At 33.2% G+C, this 22,407-nt stretch carries 22 protein-coding genes and 1 other annotated feature; of the genes, 15 read left to right on the top strand and 7 right to left on the bottom strand.

The window, feature by feature from the left end; genetic code table 11:
• Window positions 1-13: 13 nt before the first annotated feature.
• Both MN187_RS08640 and MN187_RS08635 read left to right on the top strand, forming a co-directional pair.
• Window positions 14-754, top strand: a complete 741-nt coding sequence (locus MN187_RS08640) for an ABC transporter ATP-binding protein (RefSeq protein WP_241699504.1) — start codon at window positions 14-16, stop codon at window positions 752-754.
• Entirely contained in the window at window positions 751-1,503 is a 753-nt protein-coding gene (locus MN187_RS08635) for an ABC transporter permease (RefSeq protein WP_241699503.1), read from the top strand. Before MN187_RS08640 ends, MN187_RS08635 begins: the two co-directional genes overlap by 4 nt.
• On the opposite strand, the gene MN187_RS08630 is transcribed toward MN187_RS08635, so the two are convergent.
• Window positions 1,500-2,066: a prepilin peptidase gene (locus MN187_RS08630; RefSeq protein WP_117973403.1), complete on the bottom strand. Its 567-nt coding sequence runs from the start codon at window positions 2,064-2,066 to the stop codon at window positions 1,500-1,502. The two genes, MN187_RS08635 and MN187_RS08630, sit on opposite strands and share 4 nt — an antisense overlap.
• A gap of 105 nt (window positions 2,067-2,171) precedes the next feature.
• Between MN187_RS08630 and MN187_RS08625 the strand changes: the two genes are divergently transcribed.
• Complete coding sequence (locus tag MN187_RS08625) at window positions 2,172-2,915, top strand: hypothetical protein (protein ID WP_117973402.1); 744 nt, start codon at window positions 2,172-2,174, stop codon at window positions 2,913-2,915.
• A gap of 21 nt (window positions 2,916-2,936) precedes the next feature.
• Here MN187_RS08625 and MN187_RS08620 read toward each other — a convergent pair whose 3' ends face one another.
• Genes MN187_RS08620 through proB form a run of 3 tightly spaced genes read right to left on the bottom strand, consistent with a single transcriptional unit; the run spans window position 2,937 to window position 7,666 of the window.
• A complete protein-coding gene (locus MN187_RS08620; RefSeq protein ID WP_241699502.1) occupies window positions 2,937-5,558 on the bottom strand; it encodes a YfhO family protein in 2,622 nt (873 codons plus the stop codon).
• Window positions 5,559-5,587: 29 nt separating this feature from the next.
• Window positions 5,588-6,835, bottom strand: coding sequence for a glutamate-5-semialdehyde dehydrogenase (locus MN187_RS08615; RefSeq protein WP_117973400.1), 1,248 nt, complete (start codon window positions 6,833-6,835; stop codon window positions 5,588-5,590).
• 27 nt (window positions 6,836-6,862) lie between these two features.
• Window positions 6,863-7,666: a glutamate 5-kinase gene (gene proB / locus MN187_RS08610; RefSeq protein ID WP_241699501.1), complete on the bottom strand. Its 804-nt coding sequence runs from the start codon at window positions 7,664-7,666 to the stop codon at window positions 6,863-6,865.
• 245 nt (window positions 7,667-7,911) lie between these two features.
• Between proB and MN187_RS08605 the strand changes: the two genes are divergently transcribed.
• The 9 genes from MN187_RS08605 to MN187_RS08565 all read left to right on the top strand — a co-directional run bounded on the left by MN187_RS08605 (window position 7,912) and on the right by MN187_RS08565 (window position 18,103).
• The gene (locus MN187_RS08605; RefSeq protein WP_241699521.1) at window positions 7,912-9,894 is read left to right on the top strand and encodes a KUP/HAK/KT family potassium transporter; all 1,983 of its coding nucleotides are present in this window, start codon (window positions 7,912-7,914) and stop codon (window positions 9,892-9,894) included.
• A gap of 88 nt (window positions 9,895-9,982) precedes the next feature.
• Window positions 9,983-10,510, top strand: coding sequence for a dCTP deaminase/dUTPase family protein (locus MN187_RS08600; RefSeq protein WP_117973398.1), 528 nt, complete (start codon window positions 9,983-9,985; stop codon window positions 10,508-10,510).
• A 109-nt stretch (window positions 10,511-10,619) separates the two neighbouring features.
• Window positions 10,620-11,990: a DNA repair protein RadA gene (radA, locus tag MN187_RS08595; RefSeq protein ID WP_117973397.1), complete on the top strand. Its 1,371-nt coding sequence runs from the start codon at window positions 10,620-10,622 to the stop codon at window positions 11,988-11,990.
• A 20-nt stretch (window positions 11,991-12,010) separates the two neighbouring features.
• Complete coding sequence (locus tag MN187_RS08590) at window positions 12,011-13,096, top strand: PIN/TRAM domain-containing protein (protein WP_117973396.1); 1,086 nt, start codon at window positions 12,011-12,013, stop codon at window positions 13,094-13,096.
• Window positions 13,097-13,196: 100 nt separating this feature from the next.
• Window positions 13,197-14,672, top strand: a complete 1,476-nt coding sequence (gene gltX, locus MN187_RS08585; RefSeq protein WP_117973395.1) for a glutamate--tRNA ligase — start codon at window positions 13,197-13,199, stop codon at window positions 14,670-14,672.
• Window positions 14,657-14,867, top strand: a binding site (T-box leader). Its footprint overlaps the gene before it by 16 nt.
• Window positions 14,868-14,918: 51 nt before the next feature.
• Window positions 14,919-16,337: a cysteine--tRNA ligase gene (gene cysS, locus MN187_RS08580; protein ID WP_117973394.1), complete on the top strand. Its 1,419-nt coding sequence runs from the start codon at window positions 14,919-14,921 to the stop codon at window positions 16,335-16,337.
• Window positions 16,334-16,753, top strand: a complete 420-nt coding sequence (locus MN187_RS08575) for a Mini-ribonuclease 3 (protein ID WP_117973393.1) — start codon at window positions 16,334-16,336, stop codon at window positions 16,751-16,753. The genes cysS and MN187_RS08575 overlap by 4 nt, the downstream gene beginning before the upstream one ends.
• A complete protein-coding gene (gene rlmB, locus MN187_RS08570; protein WP_241699500.1) occupies window positions 16,734-17,549 on the top strand; it encodes a 23S rRNA (guanosine(2251)-2'-O)-methyltransferase RlmB in 816 nt (271 codons plus the stop codon). Before MN187_RS08575 ends, rlmB begins: the two co-directional genes overlap by 20 nt.
• Before the next feature lie 17 nt (window positions 17,550-17,566).
• A complete protein-coding gene (locus MN187_RS08565; RefSeq protein WP_117973391.1) occupies window positions 17,567-18,103 on the top strand; it encodes an NYN domain-containing protein in 537 nt (178 codons plus the stop codon).
• Window positions 18,104-18,145: 42 nt separating this feature from the next.
• On the opposite strand, the gene MN187_RS08560 is transcribed toward MN187_RS08565, so the two are convergent.
• The 3 genes from MN187_RS08560 to MN187_RS08550 form a co-directional block, all read right to left on the bottom strand.
• Window positions 18,146-18,391 (bottom strand): hypothetical protein, encoded by a 246-nt coding sequence (locus tag MN187_RS08560; protein ID WP_117973390.1) that lies wholly within the window; start codon window positions 18,389-18,391, stop codon window positions 18,146-18,148.
• A 130-nt stretch (window positions 18,392-18,521) separates the two neighbouring features.
• Window positions 18,522-19,238 (bottom strand): DUF4811 domain-containing protein, encoded by a 717-nt coding sequence (locus MN187_RS08555; RefSeq protein WP_242093834.1) that lies wholly within the window; start codon window positions 19,236-19,238, stop codon window positions 18,522-18,524.
• Entirely contained in the window at window positions 19,235-20,710 is a 1,476-nt protein-coding gene (locus MN187_RS08550) for an MDR family MFS transporter (protein WP_242093831.1), read from the bottom strand. The genes MN187_RS08555 and MN187_RS08550 overlap by 4 nt, the downstream gene beginning before the upstream one ends.
• A gap of 142 nt (window positions 20,711-20,852) precedes the next feature.
• Between MN187_RS08550 and MN187_RS08545 the strand changes: the two genes are divergently transcribed.
• From MN187_RS08545 to MN187_RS08535, 3 genes are all read left to right on the top strand, one after another.
• On the top strand, window positions 20,853-21,290 hold the full coding sequence (locus MN187_RS08545) for a MerR family transcriptional regulator (RefSeq protein ID WP_117973387.1): 438 nt from the start codon (window positions 20,853-20,855) through the stop codon (window positions 21,288-21,290).
• A 147-nt stretch (window positions 21,291-21,437) separates the two neighbouring features.
• Window positions 21,438-21,980, top strand: a complete 543-nt coding sequence (locus tag MN187_RS08540; RefSeq protein ID WP_117973386.1) for a sigma-70 family RNA polymerase sigma factor — start codon at window positions 21,438-21,440, stop codon at window positions 21,978-21,980.
• A gap of 145 nt (window positions 21,981-22,125) precedes the next feature.
• Window positions 22,126-22,383, top strand: a complete 258-nt coding sequence (locus MN187_RS08535) for a Veg family protein (RefSeq protein ID WP_117973385.1) — start codon at window positions 22,126-22,128, stop codon at window positions 22,381-22,383.
• Window positions 22,384-22,407: the final 24 nt, after the last annotated feature.

The raw sequence follows: 22,407 nt of genomic DNA, 5'->3' as shown, positions 1-22,407 counted from the left end.
AGAGGTGAAAGAGATGTTAACCATTGAAAACGTCAGTGCGTCTTATGGAGGAGCACCGTTGATTTTAGATGACATCTCTTTTACTGTTTCTAAGGGAGAAGTTGTCGCGTTAATTGGTCCAAGTGGGACGGGAAAATCGACGTTACTTAATGCCATTACAACGTTGCACCAACAGTATCAAGGAACGATTACATTGGATAGGGCAGATATTAATCCAAAACATCATAAAATAGCCTGGATACCACAAAATTATGGATTATTACCTTGGGAAACAGTAAAAGAGAATATATTACTTGGAGTATCTGTTCGAAAATTATCTGGAAAAACAATATCTAATCAGTTAGATCATTTGGTAAGCGAATTAGGACTGGGGGAATTACTATTACGTTACCCTAACCAACTGAGTGGTGGACAACAACAACGCGTTGCTATTGCTAGAGCGATGCTTGTGACACCAGACATTTTTTTATTAGATGAGCCTTTTTCTGCTTTAGATGCACTAACACGAGAACACATGCAAAGTTTATTTTTAACCCAGTGGGATAAAGAAAAAGCCCCGGCTATTTTAATTACTCACGATGTAGAAGAGGCTGTATTTATGGCAAGTAAGATAGTCTTATTATCTGGTAAACCAGGAAGAGTATCAGCTGTTATAGAGAATAGTAGCTTTTCGATCCCGTTGAAAGAAAAAAGGTTATCACCACTATTTTATGACACCATTAAACAAGTGAGAGGAGCAATGGAAAAAGCATGAGAAAAAGTGTATCAAAAGTGACACATGCGATTCTAGCATTTATTTTTTTAACTATTTTATGGTGGTTAGCAAGTGTGATATTAAATAAAAACATGTTACCCACACCGTTTGCGGTGTATCGACACTTAATGGTTATCGAGCCACAAGTATTATGGCTACATACATATAATAGTTTGGTTCGTCTGTTTTGGGCTATGCTGATTGCTGTTTTGATAGGATTAATTATAGGGCTTTTGATGGGACGTTTTCCCAAAATAAATCAATTGTTGGATCCAATTGTTTATTTGACTTATCCCATTCCTAAGATTGCCTTGTTGCCAATTATTATGTTGTTATTTGGATTAGGAAATGCCTCTAAAATTATCTTATTAGTGTTGATTATTGTGTTTCAAGTTATTTTATCTGTGAGAGATGGTGTTAAGTCGATTCCAAAAAGTTACTATCATCATTTGTATGTACTAGGTGCGAGTCAATTTCAACAGTTTTGTAAAATTACGTTACCTGCAGCATATTCTGCCATTTTAAATGCCGTAAGGATAGCGTTAGGAACAGCGATTGCTATTTTATTTTTTACAGAAGTATATGGGACAAGTTACGGATTAGGTTTTTTCATTATGGATGCATGGGGAAGGTTAGATTATTTAGACATGTATAGTGGAATTTTAGCGCTAAGTTTGGTGGCATTTATCTTATTTCAAATGATTGATTTTGCTGAAAATAGAACAAACAAATGGCGTAAAACGTATTAAATTATTAATAGTACAATAGTTAAAGCGATGGTTAAAAATGGGACAAAGGCTATTTTTGTAAGGGGATGGCTTGTTAATAATTGATATAACATAATATAGAGTATTCCTATAAATGAAGCAATAAATATTAACCATAGAAGTTGTATTGGAGATAGAAAGACTGACCAGTAGACAAGTAATTTGATATCACCAAATCCTAACTTTTTTGGCATCAAATAACTAAGTAATAAAAAGAACAATAAGACATATAAAGGTAATAACTTATTTATTGATGGATAAAGAGTGAGTAGACCTATTATAAACAAGACAGATAGATATGGATCAACAACATAGTAGTAAAAATCAATAATAGATAAATAAACTCCCATAATGATAAGTAGAATCATTACCATAGATAATTTTGTTGTTAACAATAGTAGATAAATAATCGAACTTCCAATAAAAAATAAGTAGCGATGATGTTTATTAAAAAGGTTTATCTTTTTGTCAGTTGGTAAAAATGATACGTATGTTAAAAAGATATACGACATTATATTGAATAAAAAAATTAAAAAAAATATCATATAAGCACCTCCTTTAAAAAGATACGAATTAAATAAAAAATTCTTTTTTGGAAGATATATGGTAAACTAACCATAAAAGAATGTAAGTAATAGGAGTGAAAAATCATGTTGAAAGACAAAAGATGCTGGTTTTTATTATTAAGTACACTATTGCTATTCTTTCTTTCCAGTTGTTCTTCTAATAAGGATAATATAGACGAAATAGCTACTTTATTTGCTAATCGACTTTTATACAATACCGATTTGGACGAATATAAAGAAAAATTTTCTGATAGCAAACGATTTAATGAACGATCAAAAGAAGTTGAAGAAGATTTAGAAAAAAATTTTGCAACAGTTTTTGAACCAATATCAGGAAAATTGTCTCAAAGTGAAAGAGAAGATATATCGAGATCATTAATTGATAAGGTGAGGGAAACAACAAGTTACACATATACTCTTGATGAACAATCAAAAGGTGAGCTTAAAGTGACGTATCATATTAAAGGATTTGATTATGCTCGACTTGTTGCAATGATGATGGCTAAATTATTAGATAATCAAGATAACATTGATATAGGTTCAGTTAATGCGAAACATCTAGTGACGACTGCTTATTACGAATCATTAGAGCAATCAATGAGTATTATAGAACCTATAAGCATTAACATTTACTTTAAAAAAGATGACGATAAAAAGTGGTTAATTAACAATAAGAAAACGGATGGAACGGATATTCAAAATTTGTTATTTGTCTTTATGACAGGAAAAGTTCACGATGAAGATTACGAGAAAAGTATGTTAGAAGAGATTAATCAAATCGTTGCTAGAGAAAAAGAAAAAGATAACAAAACATCCTCTCCAAACTAATGGACAGGATGTTTTGTTACCCTATTTAATTAAAGTCTTTTTTCTTTTTTTTGTTTTCATTAAACGATAGTATAAAATAAATGCTCCTGTAGCACTAATAAAACATATGACACCAATTATAAAGCCTGGAGGTAGGAAACTTAGCTCAATTTCATGGTTACCTTTTGGTACAGTAAATGTCAGAAAACCGTCTTGAAAATCTTTTATGGCTACTTTCTTGTTGTCTATTTTTACTGTCCAACCTTTATCATAAGGGATAGTTGTAAATACAACTTGTTCTTCAGGCGTTTCTACATGAGCTGTGGCTTTTCTACCGTTGACTTTGAAATCCACTCCTTTTGTTTCCATAGATTTAATAGCAGCATCAAATTTAGGAATATCTAGTAAGACAACAGGTGGATTGATTAATTCAATGGTATCTGTACCATAAAAAGAAACTGAGAATTCGACAATGGCATCTTCTTTGAAATACCCTAAATTGTAATATTGACCTGTGATACCAATTTGTGTTTCATAGCTAACGTTTTGCGTAGTAATTTTAGCATTAGAACTTTTTAAATCGCCAAAATTATTTGGAAAAAGGCTAAAGTAAGCTTGTTTACCAGCTGGTACACTGACTTGATATGTGACTACTTTTGCTTCATTTGATTTTTGTTCTTTAATCGCCACACGATTATTTGGTAAATTGGTTATTTGAGCATTTTGTGTACTGACAACTGTTGGATTAGTAAAAGTGTAGTAGACATCATTTAAATCTGCTAACTGGTTAATCAATGTTGTTTGAGCACCTAAATTATCTCTTGCTGGCAGTTTTAATTTATACAAATCATCATTTGTTAGTATCCCTAAAGGTAGAGCATTATCATTTGTATACAGGGTATATTTTCCTTGGCTATTTGTTGGATTGAATCCATATTTTAAGACATCCTGATTGCTGATATTATATTTAATTCCCATTAGACTATCCATTAACAGTGTATTATTTTGATATCGTATGTTTAAACTAGTTCCTCGAGAACGAAATCCTAGTTCATTTAGTAAGGCAGAAGAATGTCTATTTCTAATAGAAGAAAACATGCTAATACCACTATATCCATAATTAAAGCCATCATTGCTTGAGATGGGTGAAAGAGATTCTAAACGACTAAATGATTTTTTATTAGAGTTATTAGCTTTGTCAACTAGTGCTTTATAATCTGGGTAAGGTTCTGAATACAAGCTACGAGAAGCGTAATTCCAATCGTTTAAAATGCCATTTAACATAAAAGATGTATTAATATAAGCTTCACCAGCTACTATTAAAAGAAGCAAAAAGACGAATGTGTGTTTAGGTAACTGATTTCCATAATAAAAATACATGCTTGCTAAATATAATCCTAAAAATAGAATAGTTAGGATATATTGTCCTAGAGTTACATAAGTGTAACTATCTTTACTTGATGCAAAGAAAGCGATAGAAAATAACACTGCTAAAGAAAGGACGATGACAATCATTAAGGGCATATCTGATTTAGAAAATTTTTCCCAACCATAGCCAGCAAGTATGACGACAAGGGATGAAAATAAAAAACTGTATCTAAATAAAAACATGTTAGGAGCATGCATACCATGCCAAAATAAATTAAGAGGTTCAATATAAAAACTTAAAATTAGAATAATAAATAAACCTGCATAAGCTATTTTATTTTTTGTTTTATTTTTTTCGCTACAAAAATAAAAGAGACAAAAAATTAATGGCAATAGCCCGACATAAATAAAAGGAATTGAGCCATATTTTGTGGTATCAAAAACCCCAATCATATTTTTAATCACAATATCCCAAAAAGCCGTTGCTTCTGTTTTAAGATGACCTATAGCAGATAGTGTCTCACCATTAGATCTTAAATCAAATACGGCTGGCAAAATCATCACCATCGAAGCTATCCCAGCTAAGATAGAGGTTGTCAGATAAGGGATGATTCGCTTTTTATAAAAAGATGCGTTTATGGCAACACGAGCAACGAAATAAAGGAACGAAAATAATCCTACCATAAAACCAAAGTAAAAATTAGATACAAATAAAAGAAAGTAAGAAACAAACAGTAAAGCAGATTTTCCCTTATCTAGTATTCGGTTGATACCTAAAAAAATTAGAGGGATGTACATAAAAATATCTAACCACATAATCAACTCAGAGTGTGCGGTTGCAAAAGACATGAGCGAATAACAAATAGCTAATGTAACATGTGATAGATTTGGTAATTTATAAGTTTCTTTTGAGTAGTACCAAAAGGATAATCCAGCTGTTCCTATTTTTAATAAAGTTAATAAATAAAGAGCATCTGGAATATTTTGATTATTAAAAAAGAAAACAATCGGTGTAAAGATACCGCCCAAATAGTAAGAAATAAGAGACCAGTAATTGAGTCCTAAAGAAGCATTCCAAGTATAAAAGATACTTTGTTTACCATGTAAAACGTTGTTAAAACTAGCATGAAAATTAGAAAATTGTGAAAAAGCATCGCTAGCCAAGACACTTCTAGTACTGCCAGGATAAATACCTAAACTTAAATAAACGCCTATCATAACCAAAACTGGGACGATAAAAGCAAGAAGTCCGAATTTACCACTTGTTTTAAATGTTTTTTTCATGTTTGATAACATAGTCGTTTTTTATCCTCCTAGATAAGATTTTAACGTCTAGTTTGACCTTCCCCAAAGATGATATATTTTGTGGTAGTTAATTCATTTAAGCCCATTGGACCTCTAGCGTGTAATTTTTGTGTGCTAATGCCAATTTCTCCACCAAATCCAAATACGCTACCATCAGTAAAGCGAGAAGATGCGTTGACGTAAACAGCGGCTGCGTCAATTTGTTGAATAAATTTTTGAGAGTGCTGATAGCTGTCTGTTACAATCACTTCGGAATGTTTCGTTCCGTAATGGTTAATATGCTGGATAGCGTCATCTAGATTATTGACGATTTTTACTGATAAGATTAGGTCATTAAATTCTGTGGCAAAATCTTCCTCTGTTGCAAGTGTAGCAGAAGGTAGGTAAACCAAAGATGCTTGGTCTACTCTTAATTTAACATGATTGGCTTCAAATTCAGGGGACACCAGTTCAAAAAATTTCTTAGCAATAGTCGCGTTCACTAAAAGTGATTCTGTCGCATTGCATACTGAAGGACGTTGACACTTACCGTTAATTACAATATCTTTTGCCATAGTTAAATTGGCGTGTTTATCAACATATACATGACAGTTTCCAGTTCCAGTTTCAATAACAGGGACAGTGGCATTTTTAACCACAGATTGAATTAAGTTCGCACCACCACGAGGGATTAGAACATCTAGATAATCTGATAATTGCATGAATTTTGTTGCTGTTTCTCTTGAAGTATCATCAATGAATTGAACACAATCTTTTGGAAAATCAACTAACTCTAAAGCCTGTTGAATCGATTGAACAAGTGCTTGATTAGAGTAAAAAGCCTCTTTTCCTCCGCGTAAGATGATGGCATTACCTGATTTTAAAGCAAGAGCTGATGCATCTGTTGTAACGTTCGGTCTTGATTCATAAATCATACCGATAACGCCCAATGGAACTCGTTGTTTTCCAATTAATAAATTATCTTCGTTTCGCCACATATGATCAACTTTTCCTATTGGGTCGTCTAAATCAATAGTTGTCTGAATGTCGTGTTGCATCGTATTAATTCGTTCTTTTGTGAGAAGTAGCCTGTCAATCATGGTTTCAGGAATCCCATTTTTATTAGCTAATTCAATATCTTTTTCATTTGCTGCCAAGATAATTTCCATATCTCTATCTAGCATTTCGATGATAGATTTTAGTGCATTATTTTTTTCTTTTGTTGTGGCATTATTCAAGAAAAAGGCCGATTTAGTTGCTTGTTTACCCAATGTTTCTAATAGTGTCATTTAAAACCCCTCCTTTATAAGTTCTAGTTAATTTGAAAATAGTGTACCTACTTCTTTTCCCTCTAAAATGTCGAATAAAATAGCAGGATCTTTACCGCTAGCTAAAATCATTTGTGATTGATTATCTAACACACGCTTTGCTGCTTTTAATTTGCTTGTCATACCACCAGTTCCAAAAACGCTCCCTTTACCTCTAGCCGCGTCTTCCATCATTTCTGTAATTTCTGTGATATGAGAGTACAGTATAGCATCTGGATTAGTATGAGGATTATCACTATAAAAACCATCAATGTCTGAAAGCATTAGGAGTAAGTCTGCTTGAGCTAATTTACAAACAATAGCAGATAGTTGATCATTATCACCGAATTTTGTTAAGTGATCAAGTTCATCTACGGAGACACTGTCATTTTCGTTTACGATTGGGATAACCCCCATAGTTAATAACTCCTCAAATGTATTAATAACATTTTGTCTACTTGTTGGAAAATCGATGACATCACGAGTGAGTAAGACTTGGGCTGATTGTTGGTGATAAGAAGTAAATCGTTGAGTGTATATCTTGATTAATTCAGATTGACCAATCGCTGCAACAGCCTGTTGTTTAGCGATAGTCTCAGGTCGTTTTTCTAATCCTAATAAGTTCATTCCAACACCAATTGCACCTGAAGAAACCAAGATAACCTCATATCCAAGTTGTCTTAAAGAAGATAAGGTAAAAGCTAATTGATCAATAGCACGTAAATTTATTTCGGAATTGGGTAGAACAAGAGAGCTTGTTCCAACTTTTATAACAAGTCGCTTACTTTTTTTTAATAATGTTTTTCTGCTCAAAATAATCCCTCTTTTTTGTTTAATGGCTATTTTTTAAGTGCCTATGCTTGCTATAATAACGCATTTTTAATTGTGTTTCCACTAATAGAAAATGATTTTTGAAAATTAGTGTTGACTTTAAAAAAAATGAGTATATGATTGTCATGAATACTAACTTTTTAAAGAGAAAAGGAGTGAAAAAGGTGAGTCAAAAATGTAATCCACAAGCAATTGATCGATTTACGCTAGGTGGAACGCTTGTTGCAATGGGAGTTGTTTATGGCGATATTGGTACTAGTCCATTATATGTCATGAAAGCCATTGTTGATGGTAATGGTGGGTTAGAGCATGTTTCAGAAACCTTTATTTTAGGTGCGGTATCACTAGTTTTTTGGACGTTAACTTTATTAACCACAATAAAATATGTCATGATTGCATTGAATGCAGATAACCACGGTGAAGGTGGTATTTTTTCACTTTTCACATTAGTTAGAAAAAATAGTCGATATTTATTATATCCGGCTATGCTAGGAGGAGCCACTTTACTGGCAGATGGTATATTAACTCCTGCTGTAACGGTTACAACAGCTGTTGAAGGCCTTCGAGGAATTCCCTCTTTCCATAATGTGTTTGGTGATAGCCAGCAAATCATTGTGATTATAACAGTTATTATTATCTTTTCCCTTTTTATGGTTCAACGTTTAGGTACTAAAAAAGTGGGGACAGCTTTTGGTCCAATTATGTTTGGCTGGTTTACATTCATTGGTTTGATTGGTTTATCTAATTTTATGGGGAATTTATCTGTGATTCGTGCATTAAATCCTTATTATGCTGTTCATCTACTATTCTCTGAAGAAAATAAATTAGGTATTTTAATTTTAGGTAGTGTATTTCTAGCGACAACAGGGGCCGAAGCTTTATATTCTGATTTAGGTCATGCCGGTAGAAACAATATTCGTGTTAGTTGGCCGTATATTAAAGTATGTTTGGTATTAAATTACTTTGGTCAAGCTGCTTGGATTATTCGTGTGAAAGATTTACCGGAATATCAAGATATCGGTATGTTGAATCCGTTTTTTAGAATGATGCCACAATCATTAACTATTATTGGTGTTATCTTTGCAACAGTAGCTGCTATTATTGCGTCACAATCATTGATTTCTGGCTCTTATACATTAGCTTCTGAGGCAATTAAGTTACGTCTATTACCAAGAATGAAAATTATTTATCCGACTGATCAAAAAGGACAATTATATATTCCAGCTATTAATAATATGTTAATGGTGGGTTGTTTAGCCATTGTTTTTGGTTTCCGAACATCTGCTCGAATGGAAGCAGCTTATGGCTTAGCTATTACGATTACGATGTTAATGACAACTATTTTGTTGCTTGTATATTTATTACAAGAGGGAACACCAAAATCTTTAGCGTACCTGATTTTTATCTTTTTTGGAACGATTGAGAGTATCTTTTTTGTTTCTAGTGCATCTAAGTTTATGCACGGAGGTTACGTTGCTTTAGGTATGGCGTTAGTTATTTTCTTGATCATGTTAATTTGGCATCGAGGTAATATGATTACAGAGGCAACATCAAAACGTATCTCTTTATATGATTATAAAGGACAATTAGGTGAGTTAAGAGATGACACGGATTGGCCACAGTTACAAACAAATTTAGTCTTTTTAACTTCTAAAATAAAGGGGCACCTGATTAGTAGAGAAATTATGTATTCAATATTAGACAAAAGCCCAAAACGTGCGAAAGTTTATTGGTTCGTTAATGTCTTTGTGACAGATGAACCGTATACCAAAGAATATTATGTGGATATGATGGATACTGATTATATTGTCAATGTCCAACTTCGTTTAGGATTTAAAATGCCACAGGAAGTTAACGTCTATCTAAGACAAATTGTACATGATTTAATGAACGAAGGAAAACTACCGAAACAACCACAAAAATATTCTATTACACCAGGAAGAGATACAGGAGATTTTTCATTTGTTTTAATACGTGAAGAATTATCCCGTGTAACAGAGTTGAATTGGTTAGATACTTTAGTGATGCAAGCAAAATTAGGAATCAAACGACGAGCAGTTGACCCTGCTAAATGGTATGGGTTGGAATATAGTGATGTGATTACAGAATATGTTCCACTTGTTATTCAACCTAAGCGAAACAAAGTAACATTAAAACAAGTGCCAGTTGAAGAATTTGATGAAGATGATGATGAATTACATAATTTATAAAAGAAAGAGTAAGATTTATTTTTACTCTTTTTATTTGTCTATTTTTCGGTTAGGATTAAAGAAATCAAAAGATAAAGGAAGGTAACACATGAATAAAGTAAGAGGATTTGAAAAAGTATCAACATTTGAGAATATCAATCTACCAAAAAGAGCAACAAAAAATGCAGCAGGATATGATTTTGAATCAGCTGTTGATATTGTGATTCCAAGTATTTGGAAACAAGGAATTGCGAAAGTATTAAAGGCTATATTATCAAAAGAAGATATATTGGTTGATGCTGATATGCAAAAAGAGTTAAAATCAACACTTGTTCCAACAGGTGTGAAATCTTATATGGGGGATGATGAGTTTTTACAGATTGCCAATCGCTCAAGCAACCCGTTAAAAAATTTTTTAGTTTTGACAAATGGTGTGGGAGTTATAGACAGTGACTATTATGATAATCCAGATAATGAAGGGCATATCATGATTCAGCTACTAAACTTTGGCTTAACTGACAAGCAGATTAAAAAAGGAGATCGTATCGCTCAAGGCATTTTTTTACCATTCTTAAAAGCAGACAATGATTTAGTACAAACGCAGAGGACAGGTGGATTTGGGTCGTCTGGTAAATAATTTTCTAAAGAGTCGCAGTTTTTATTAGAATCGGACAATTTATGTTAAAATACGTTTATAAGTATTTTATTTTATAAGGAACTAAAAATTGTAGGATAAGGATGATTTTGTGGCAAAAAAAAAGAGAAATGAGTTTGTTTGTCAAACGTGTGGTTATATCTCTCCAAAGTATCTGGGTCGTTGTCCTAATTGTGGTGAATGGAATACATTAGTGGAAGAAATTTCCTCAGATACCCCCACTAGGCATAGTCGAGTAAGTTTGACGGGTGAAATGAGTAAACCGCAAAAGTTAAAAGAAGTCGCTACACAAAAAGAACGGCGTATAAAAACACAATTAGGTGAATTAAATAGAGTATTAGGCGGGGGGGTTGTTCCAGGCTCAATGGTCTTAATTGGTGGGGATCCTGGTATTGGAAAATCAACACTATTACTACAAGTATCTCAACAACTTAGTCTGTTAAAAGGAAATGTATTATACGTCTCTGGTGAAGAGAGTTCGCAACAGATTAAAATGCGTGCAGAACGGTTGGCTGATGGAACAAATGATTTTTATGTTTATCCAGAAACGGATATGGGTCGCATTAAACAAGTTATCGAGCAATTGACACCAGACTATGTGATTATTGATTCGATTCAGACAATGGTTCATCCGGAAACGGAAAGTGCTGCTGGAAGTGTGAGTCAAGTTCGAGCGAATACGGCTGAGTTGATGCAAATTGCTAAAACAAACAATATTGCCATCTTCATTGTAGGACACGTGACCAAAGAAGGCTCACTTGCAGGGCCACGGATGCTTGAACATATGGTAGATACAGTACTTTATTTTGAAGGAGACAGACATCATACATTTAGAATATTGCGTGCTGTAAAAAATCGTTTTGGTTCAACCAATGAAATAGGTATTTTTGAAATGAGACAAGCTGGTTTAGTGGAAGTGTTAAATCCATCTGAAGCTTTCTTGGAAGAGAGAATTGATGGGGCAACTGGATCAGCGATTGTCTGTTCAATGGAAGGAACGCGACCTATCTTAGCTGAAATTCAATCACTTGTAACGCCATCTGTTTTTGGAAATGCGAAACGAACAGCAACAGGTCTTGATTATAACCGTGTATCACTGATTATGGCTGTGTTAGAAAAACGTGCTGGATTATTATTACAAAACCAAGATGCTTATTTAAAAGCAGTTGGGGGAGTGAAACTTGATGAACCAGCGATTGATTTATCCATCGCAGTGAGTATTGCATCAAGTTACAAAGATAAAGGGACTTCTCCTCAAGATTGTTTTATTGGTGAAATTGGGTTAACTGGTGAAATTAGACGAGTAAATCGTATCGAGCAACGGGTAGGAGAAGCACAGAAATTAGGATTTAGACGAGTCTTTATTCCTATTAATAATCTGCAAGGGTGGACACCGCCAACTGGAATTGAAGTAATTGGTGTTGAAACACTATCTGAAACATTATTTAAAGTATTTTCCTAAGTAAAGGAGGAAAGATAAGTATGCAGAAAAAAATATATGCGATTGTGATGGCTATTGTTGGATTTAGTTTAGGTGTGGCATTATTCCCATTACTATGGAAAGCCACAAATCAAGAAACACTTAGTTGGTTAAATAACGATATTACTAACGGAATTATTGGTGCGATTATTTTTGCAATTATTGCGACTTTAACTGAGCGATACTTAGTATCAGGTTTAAAAAAAATAGAAAAATTTATTACAGAACAAAGTCTATCAGATTTGTTATTCGGAAGTATTAGTACAATTATTGGATTACTCTTAGGGGCACTTATTTCTGTTCCATTTTATTCACTCCCTTTAATTGTTCCGGCAATTATTATGTTAATTACAGGATATTTAGGTTTTAGAGTTGGAACAATGAAAACGGAAGATTTTAAAAAGCTCTTTATGCCAAAATCAAAAAAGGTATCAGAGGACATCTTAGATCGTCGAGTTGATGATTATTTTCATAAATACAAAGTATTAGATACCAGTGTTATTATTGACGGGCGTATTTATGATATAGCTAAAACTGGGTTCATTGAAGGAACATTATTAATTCCAAATTTTGTTTTATATGAATTACAATACATTGCGGATTCAGGGGATAGTATGAAACGCGTTCGCGGACGTCGAGGGTTAGATATCTTAAACGCCTTACAAAAAGAAGAAAATATCTCGGTTGAAATGTATGAAGGCGATTTTGAAGATATTCAAGAAGTTGATAGTAAATTGATTAAGTTAGCTAAATTGTTAGATGGTATTGTCGTGACAAATGACTACAATCTTAATAAAGTCTGTGAATTTCAAAATGTCCCAGTATTTAACATTAATGCCTTGGCAAATGCTGTTAAACCAGTTGTCATACCTGGTGAAACAATGGATGTTGTTGTAATGAAAGATGGAACAGAACGCCAACAAGGTGTAGCATATTTAGATGATGGCACAATGGTTGTGGTTGAAGATGGTAAACACTTTATGAACAAGAAAATAAATGTTATTGTAACGAGTGCATTACAAACGGCTGCTGGTCGAATGATTTTTGCAAAACCAAGTCATTCTCAAACAACGATAAATGCTGACTAATTGTTAAAAAAGTCTTAAGAAAGTGCCTTTACTATTTAAGTAAATGAAGGTAAACTAAAAGCATAGGAAGCGATAATACGTGAACAAGGAAGGTAATACCATGGGAAATAAAGTACGTGTCAGATATGCACCAAGTCCAACAGGTCATTTGCATATAGGAAATGCCAGAACAGCATTATTTAATTATTTATTTGCTCGTCATCATGATGGCGATTTTATTATTCGTATTGAGGATACAGATCAAAAACGTAATATTGAAGACGGAGAAAAAAGTCAGTTAGATAACTTAGCATGGCTAAATATTGACTGGGATGAGTCACCTGATAAACCAGGTGAATATGGTCCTTATCGTCAATCCGAAAGAAAAGATATTTACCAACCATTAGTTGATCAATTATTAGCAAGTAACTTGGCTTACAAATGCTACTGTACAGAAGAAGAATTAGAAGCAGAACGTGAAAGCCAACGTAGCCGTGGTCAAATTCCACGTTATAATGGAAAGTGTGCTCATTTAACACCAGAACAACAAGCAGCAAAAGAGGCTGAAGGTATCACACCAGTGGTTCGTTTTAGAGTACCAAAAGGCGAAGAATACACATTTGATGACATTGTAAAAGGAAACATTACATTTGAATCTGATAGTGTAGGTGGCGATTTTGTCATTTTAAAACGTGACGGGATGCCGACGTATAACTTTGCCGTAGCCGTGGATGATCATTTGATGAAAATTACGCATGTTTTACGTGGGGATGATCATATTGCAAACACACCCAAACAATTAATGATCTATGAAGCTTTCGGTTGGACACCACCAAGATTTGGTCATATGACATTAATCATTAATACAGAAACAGGTAAAAAACTAAGTAAACGTGATGAAACGATTCTACAATTTATCGAACAATACCGTGAATTAGGTTACTTACCAGAAGCAATGTTTAACTTTATCAGTTTGTTAGGTTGGTCTCCAGTTGGTGAAGAAGAAATCTTTAGCCAAGAAGAATTGATTAAAATCTTTGATGCAGATCGTTTAGGTAAATCACCTGCAGCCTTTGATAACAAAAAACTTGAATGGATTAGTAACCAATACATGAAACAACTTGATAGAAAAACAATGGCAGAAATGGCCTTACCTTATTTAATTGAAGCAGGATTAGTAGAAGAAAATCCAACCGCTGAAAAACAAGCTTGGGTTGAAGAATTAGTGAGTCTTTACCAACCACAAATGAGTTATGCAAAAGAAATCGTTGAATTATCAAGTTTATTCTTTAATGATACATTGTCATTTGATGAATCTGCTAAAGAAGTCCTATCAGATGAACAAGTGCCAGAAGTATTAGAAGCATTTAAAACTCAATTGAAAGAATTAGAAGAATTTGATGTTCCGACTATTAAAAAAGCGATTAAAGCTGTACAAAAAGAAACAGGAGCTAAAGGTAAAAAATTATTTATGCCAATTCGTGTAGCAGTCAGTGGACAAATGCATGGTCCAGAATTAGCAGAAACGATTCTTTTATTAGGTAAAGAGCAAGCAACAGAACATATTAATTTAGCATTAAAAGAAATACAAGGATAAGAAAAGTAAGTGATAAATTGTCTTTAGAGAGCTTGTGGTGGGTGCGAACAAGTGTTAATTTATCAGTGAAGTGCCTCTTTGAGTAGGATAAGTGAAGTAAGTAGCTTGTCTCGTGTGATAGACGTTATGTTATCAAAAAGATTCACTGTATCAAGTGAATGAAGAAAAGTGGAACCACGTGAGAACGTCTTTTAACAAACAATTTGTTAAAAGACGTTCTTTTTTATCTATGAGAGGAGCAAGTATATGGGAATACAGATATATAATACATTAAGTCGAAAAAAAGAAAATTTTGTACCAATTAAACCAAATGAAGTGAGCATGTATTTGTGCGGTCCGACTGTTTATAATTACATTCATATAGGAAATGCTAGAAGTACAGTCGCTTTTGATACAGTTAGACGTTATTTTGAGTTTAGAGGATATAAGGTTAATTATGTCTCAAACTTTACAGATGTGGATGATAAAATCATTAAGACGGCTAACCAAGAAGGAATTTCAACGAAAGAATTAGCAGATAAATATATAGAGGCTTTTAAAGAAGACACGGGTAAATTAAACGTGCAACCAGCTTGCTTGCACCCACGTGTCGTTGACCATATTGATGATATCATTGACTTTGTTTCTGTTTTAATTGATAAAGGTTATGCTTACGAGTCACAAGGAGATGTGTATTACCGCACACGACTATTTAAACCTTATGGAAAGTTAAGTAATAAAAGCATTGACGAATTGGAAATTGGGGCTAGTCAAAGAACTGGTGATGAATCAGCTAAAAAAGAAGATCCATTAGATTTTGCTTTATGGAAAGAAGCAAAAGAGCATGAGGTTTCATGGGATTCTCCATGGGGAAAAGGCCGTCCAGGATGGCACATTGAGTGCTCTGTGATGGCAACAAAACATTTAGGTGATACAATAGACATCCACGCAGGTGGTCAAGACTTAGAATTTCCTCATCACGAAAATGAAATTGCTCAAAGTGAAGCAAAAACTGATCAGACATTTGCTCATTATTGGATGCATAACGCTTATTTAACAGTCGGTGAATCAGGTGAGAAAATGAGTAAATCACTTGGTAACTTTATTACCGCACATGATTTGATGAAAGACGTGTCACCAGAAGTGGTACGTTTCGCTTTGTCAACGACACATTATCGTCGACCAATGCCTTTCAATGAAACAACAATTAAAGAAGCAACGACTAATTTAGGACGTATTAAAAGTAGTTACAATAATGCGAGTTTCCGATTAGAAACGTCAGTTGATTCTTTAGAAAACGATCATGATTGGTTAAAAGAATTATCTACTTTGATGATGGAATTTGTTACAGAGATGGATGATGATTTTAATGCCGCAAATGGTATTACAGTAGTTTATCAGTTAGTGAAACACTTAAATCGTTACTTAGAAGAAGAGACGGTTTCTAAAGAAGTTATATCTGCCTATCAAGAAACGCTAGAAAAATTAGTGCTTATTTTTGGTATTGAACTAGCTAGTAGCGAGGATTTATTAGATGAAGATATTGATGCGTTAATTTCTGAGAGAAATACGGCACGTAAAGAAAAAAACTTTGCTAGAAGTGATGAGATACGTGATTTATTAAAAGAACAAGGGATTATTTTAGAAGATACCCCTCAAGGAACAAGATGGAGTAGAAGTGAATGACAAATGAAAAAGATTATACCTTACTAAGTGGATTAACTCTTGCTTATGTGGGGGATGCTATATATGAAACATACATCCGTGATTATTTAGTGAAAAGTGGGCAAACTCGCCCGAATCAATTACACCGTTTAGCAACACACTATGTATCAGCTAAAGCGCAACATTATTTGATTGAACAAATGATGGAACAAGGACTTTTAAATGATGAAGAACAAGATATGTATCGACGTGGCCGCAATGCCAAAAGCCACACAAGTGCCAAAAATACGTCGGTTGCTGTGTATCGATCATCTACAGGTTTTGAAGCATTGATGGGATATTTACACTTAACAGAACAAAAGAAACGTTTAGAAGAAGTCATTGCATGGTGTATTCAAACAATAGGAGAAAAAAATAATGAGAAAACCACAAAATAAACGCAAACCAGACAGACAACGCCCAAAATTTGATAAAAAACATCAACAAGAAGCAGATGTACCAACACCAGAAATGGATGATGTGGTGTTAGGAAAACATGCGACAATAGAAGCGCTGCAAGCTAATCGAGGGAATAAACTATTTTTACAAGAAGACATTAAAGGAAATAAAATTGAAGAAATTAAACAGTTGGCTCAAGAAAAAATAGTTTCTATCAAATGGGTACCAAAATCTAAATTGGATGAAATGGTAGATGGATTAAATCATCAAGGGATTGTCTTAAAAATCACCCCATATGAATATCTATCGTTATCAGAATTATTGGAAAAAACAAAAGAAAAAGAAAATCGTTTTTTCTTAATTTTAGATAGTATTATGGATCCACATAACTTAGGTTCAATTTTACGGACAGCTGACGCGGTAAATGTTGATGGCGTTATCATTCCAAAACATCGTGCAGTCGGAGTGACACCAGTGGTAGTGAAAACTTCTACTGGGGCGGTAGAACACATTCCTATTTCACGAGTGACAAACCTTTCGCAAACAGTTAAGGAACTAAAAAAAGAAAATATTTGGGTATTTGGAACAGATATGGAAGGGACAGACTACACCCATTGGAATGTTTCAGGCGACATTGCTTTAATTATTGGTAATGAAGGAAAAGGGATGGGGCAAGCGCTCAAAAAAGAGGTCGATGAAATGATTACTATTCCAATAGAAGGTCACGTACAAAGTTTAAATGCGAGTGTTGCAGCTGGCTTGTTAATGTATGAAGTATATAGAAAGAGAAGATAAACAATGGAGGGCATCATATGACACGAAAATTAAAACATCAAGTCCTTTTTGTCGATGGTTATAATATGATTGGTGCTTGGCCTGAATTAAATCGCTTAAAAAAGCTAGATAAATTAGGAGATGCGAGAGATCAGTTATTATTTATTCTATCGAATTATGCTAAATATAAAGGAATCGAAATCATCGTTGTATTTGATGCCCAACTTGTTCCAGGTATTCAACAGACGTATGATAAGTATGGTTTAACAGTTATTTTTACAAAAGAAGAAGAAACAGCAGACACATATATTGAACGGGAAGTTCCTAATAAAATGAATGCTTTATCAACTGTTCGTGTAGCAACAAGTGATTTGGCAGAGCAGTGGGTGGTTTTTTCTCAAGGTGCGTTACGTGTTTCAGCAAGGGAACTGTTTAATTCAATTAAAGAAATGGAAAAAGAAATTAAAACTGATACACAAGATTATAAGTACCAAAATTTAAGACGAAATAGTCCATGGAATCAAGAACAAGTTCAAACATTAAAAGAATTATTTGATGAGTTAATGTATCATTAAACAAAATGACCCGTTACCTTTATTATGGTAACGAGTCATTTTTTATTTTTTGGCAGAACGCATAAGTGAATCAAACGTTATTTTAACCAAATATAATATACCAGTTGCGACTGAGCCAGTAAAAAGAATACTAGATACGTCTGCAAAAAAGTTTTCTAATTGTGGGTGAGCAAATAAGCCAATCAAATAAAAAATAATGCTTAAACTAAGTAAAATAACAGCAAATAAAAAAATAATAGCATTAACAGTTAATTGTTTGTTTTCTTGATTATTAAAAAATTTTTTCATAATATATCTCCTTTAACAATATGATTTTTATTATCATAATATAGATTTCAATTTGAAGTAAAGAGGAAAAATTAAATCGTAATAGACCAAAAAAGGACGATTATCTGTTTAAAGATAATCGTTCTTTTTTTTATTTGGTTATGTCTTTAATCATATCAGACATTATTTTTCGTTGATATTCTGCTGCATAGGCTTGTGATAACTTAGATTGTTTGTCTTTATTTGTTGCTAAAGTAGGATCTTTAGCGATAGATTCTTTTAATCTAGAAGAAACATAGTTTGTCATTTCGATTTCTAATGAGTCTTTTTTACTAGCCATCTCTTCTCCAAGTTTTTTTGCTTGATCTGTGCTTAACTCTAACCAGTCTTTTGGAATGTAGAAAATATTTTCTTTTGAAATATATTCCCTGTTATTACCAGACATACCAAAAAGCATTTGATACATAGAGCTTTTATATACCCAACGAGTAGTCTCAGTTTTCAGTAAGGCTTTATTATCGTCGCTTGTTTTAATAATATTGGTTACATGGTTAGTCCCAGTTTGGGTAAGTTTTTTTTGAGAGGGGTTTGTTTTATATAAATAAATTTTTTCATCACTAGTTCCTAATGGTTGATAAAGTAATATATTCATTTGGTCATTGTCAGTTGAACTTACAATAGAAATTTCTTTTAGTGTTTTTTCTTCTTTCATCCCAAAATGATGTGAATAGTTCATTCCCATTAGAGTGATACTTCCAATAAATAAGATCCCAAATACGACAGCCAAGGTATAGTGCCATGTTGATTTGGCAAAAATAAATGTAAAGGCAAATAATAAGGCGCTAAGAATAACTAAGATAACTATCATGAGATAACCTCCTGACTTTGAGCAGTTTTTTTGATGTTTTCATGAATGAAGAAAGTAATCAATAAACCTATTATTCCAAATAGAACTGCTACTAAAAATGCAGCATGATAACCTGTTAAAGTGGCATTAGTTGCTAATTCTTTGTACTCAAGAGGCGCTGATTTTAAAAGTGATTTATCAGGTAAAGAATTCTTAGTTTTGTTTGTAAGAACACTGATTAAAATAGCCGTTCCAACAGAACTAGCAACTTGACGTAGTGTACTATTAACAGCTGTTCCATGTGTAATGAGATGTTTTGGTAAAGAGTTCATACCTAGTGTAGTGAGAGGCATCATTACCATAGAAATACCAAACATACGTACCGCGTATAACGTCATAATATAAATTACAGGAGTTGTTTCAGTTAGGAACATAAAAGGAATTGTCGCACTTGTCAGTAAAAACATTCCCATGATACCTAAACGTTTTGCTCCATGTTTATCAAAAATACGACCAGTTACGGGCATCATAATTCCCATAACTAATGCGCCAGGGAGTAACATTAAACCAGAGTGAAAAGCTGATTCACCTCGAATATTTTGAATATATAAAGGTAAAACCATTTCGGCTCCAATCATTGCCATATTAGCTAAACTTGCAAGTATGGTAGCAATCGTATAAGTTTTTGATTTAAATACTCTTAGCTCTAAGAAAGGAGTCTCGATAGTTAATTGTCTCCAAGTGAAAATAATTAAAGTAATGACGCCGACTGCTAAAAAGCTTAATACTTTAGTACTACCCCATCCATCATTTCCAACACTAGAAAATCCATAAAGTAGTGAACCAAACCCTAAAGTAGATAAACAAATAGATAACACATCAATAGCAGGATTTGATAACTCCAATACGCTTTTCATTGCAAAAAACGACAAAATAATAACTAATAAAACAATAGGAATAACCATATAAAATAAATCACGCCAGACATAATGATCAATGATATAGCCTGAAAGAGTTGGCCCTAAAGCAGGAGCTAGCCCAATAACAATACCAGCGCCACCCATGGCCGCTCCACGTTTTTCAGGTGGGAAAATATTTAGCATAATGTTTTGCATTAAAGGCATAGATACGCCAACACCAGCAGCCTGAACGAGTCTACCAGTCAATATCATGGAAAAAGTTGGTGCAATCGCACAAAGAATGGTCCCGACTAAGAAAATACTCATAGCCCCAATATATAAATTTTTTGAATTAAATTTATTCATTAACCAAGCTGATATAGGAATCATAATCCCATTAACTAATAAAAATCCAGTTGTGAGCCATTGAATGGTAGCAGCAGATACATCGAATTCTTTCATTAAAGTTGGAAAGGCTGTTGTTAGTAAAGTTTGATTTAAAACAGTACAGAAAGTTCCAATTAAAAGTACCGAAACGAGTAAGCTGCGTTTATATGTGTTCCCATGAATATCAACGGGTTGTAAGTTTTCCATATAATAATCCTCCTAAAAATTATTTTTATAACAGTAAAACAATATACACGTCTCTGACGCCATTGTCAACAATGTTGACACATCTGTTAAGTGCGTGTATATTGATGTAGTTAACCTTTTTATGGAAAGTAGGGTAATTATTATGGTATCTAAATTTAAAGACTGGATAGAACAAGAAGATATTCGTATGGGAATCAGTGAATTAACAAAAAAAACTGAGACAACGACTAGACAGTTAAGATATTGGGAAAAAAAAGGATACATCCAATCCATTCAGCCGGATCCTAATAGCCCAAGGTCATATAAGCTAAGTGAGATTATTAAAGTAGAACTGATTAAAGAATATCTGGATAGTGGATATAAATTGTCCATGGCACATGAAAAAGCAATGGCGAAATTATCTAAAATGCAACGATTTCGTGACGTTTTTTCAAATTACTTTAAAGATGCTGAGATTTTAGATGATCAGTATGAAATATTTACAATTGGTCCATTTAGTGAGACAAATGAAAAAATAACTATTAAGCATGATTCAGTTAATAATACATTAAGTTATGAAATAAAAAAAATAGAGGAATAATATGGATGAATAGCTCTAAAAATATCTAAATGATAACAAAAAATTCATATTTTTTTAATAAAAATAACAAATTATTATAAAAAAAGGGGTGTTATAATAACAAGGAGGAGAGATAACGCTTTCAAAAGAATAAGGAGATTTATGATTATGAGAGAAGATATTTTTGACTTATTAAAGGAACGTGCCGTAAAGGGATGTTCCTATTCGTTTGACTATATTTTTGAAACATACAAACCTATTGTTTATCGTTCGAAGAAAGTATATCATTTATACCATTATGAGACAGATGATTGGTTGCAAGAAGGAAGAATCGTATGTTTCAAGTCCTTACAAACATATGATGTTAAACGAGGAGCAACGTTTGGTAGTTACTTTCGAATGAATTTTAAAAATCATATATTTTCATTGATAAGGAGACAAGAAGCTCATAAAAGAAGAGTAGATAAAGAGTGCATCACTTGTGGAGGGGATATTGACATGGTATCTCATGTGATTGAAAATCGCCCACTAGAAACCATCAAATATATATTTTATAAAGAAAATGTGTTTCTTTTTGCAGAATCATTATCTGATTATGAACGTCAAGTGTTCGTAAAATATACATTAGAACAGGAATGTAAGATGTTAAAAGAAAAAAGGGCCTTAACTCGAATTAAGAAAAAGTTTGTTCATCACTATATTAACTCATAAAAATATAAAAGTGCTTATCTCTCTTATTAAAAATGTTTAATTATTCTTTGAAAAAATGAAAATACTATTGATAAATAAAAACGATTATGGTAAAATTTGTCTTTTTTGTTCGTCTATGATATACTTGACGTAAGAGGTGAATAAAATGTCTTTAAGTATCTCCACCATAAAAGAAGAATTAGAACATAAAGTCGGTAGTAGAATAAAGTTAGTCGCTCAAACGGGTCGTAAAAAGCAGACTGAGCGTCATGGAGTATTAGCTGAGTTATATCCATCAGTTTTTATTGTACAACTAGATCAAGATGAAAATGCTTTTGAACGTGTGTCGTATAGTTATACAGATATTTTAACACATTCAGTAGAAGTATTATTTCATGAAAATGAAGAAGAATTAATAGGATAAGAAAGATATAGAGCCTAGTAGACC

The organism is Vagococcus sp. CY52-2 (assembly GCF_022655055.1).
GTDB lineage: Bacteria > Bacillota > Bacilli > Lactobacillales > Vagococcaceae > Vagococcus.
The sequence above is the reverse complement of the archived record's forward strand: the minus strand, read 5'-3'. Positions and strand labels throughout refer to the sequence as shown.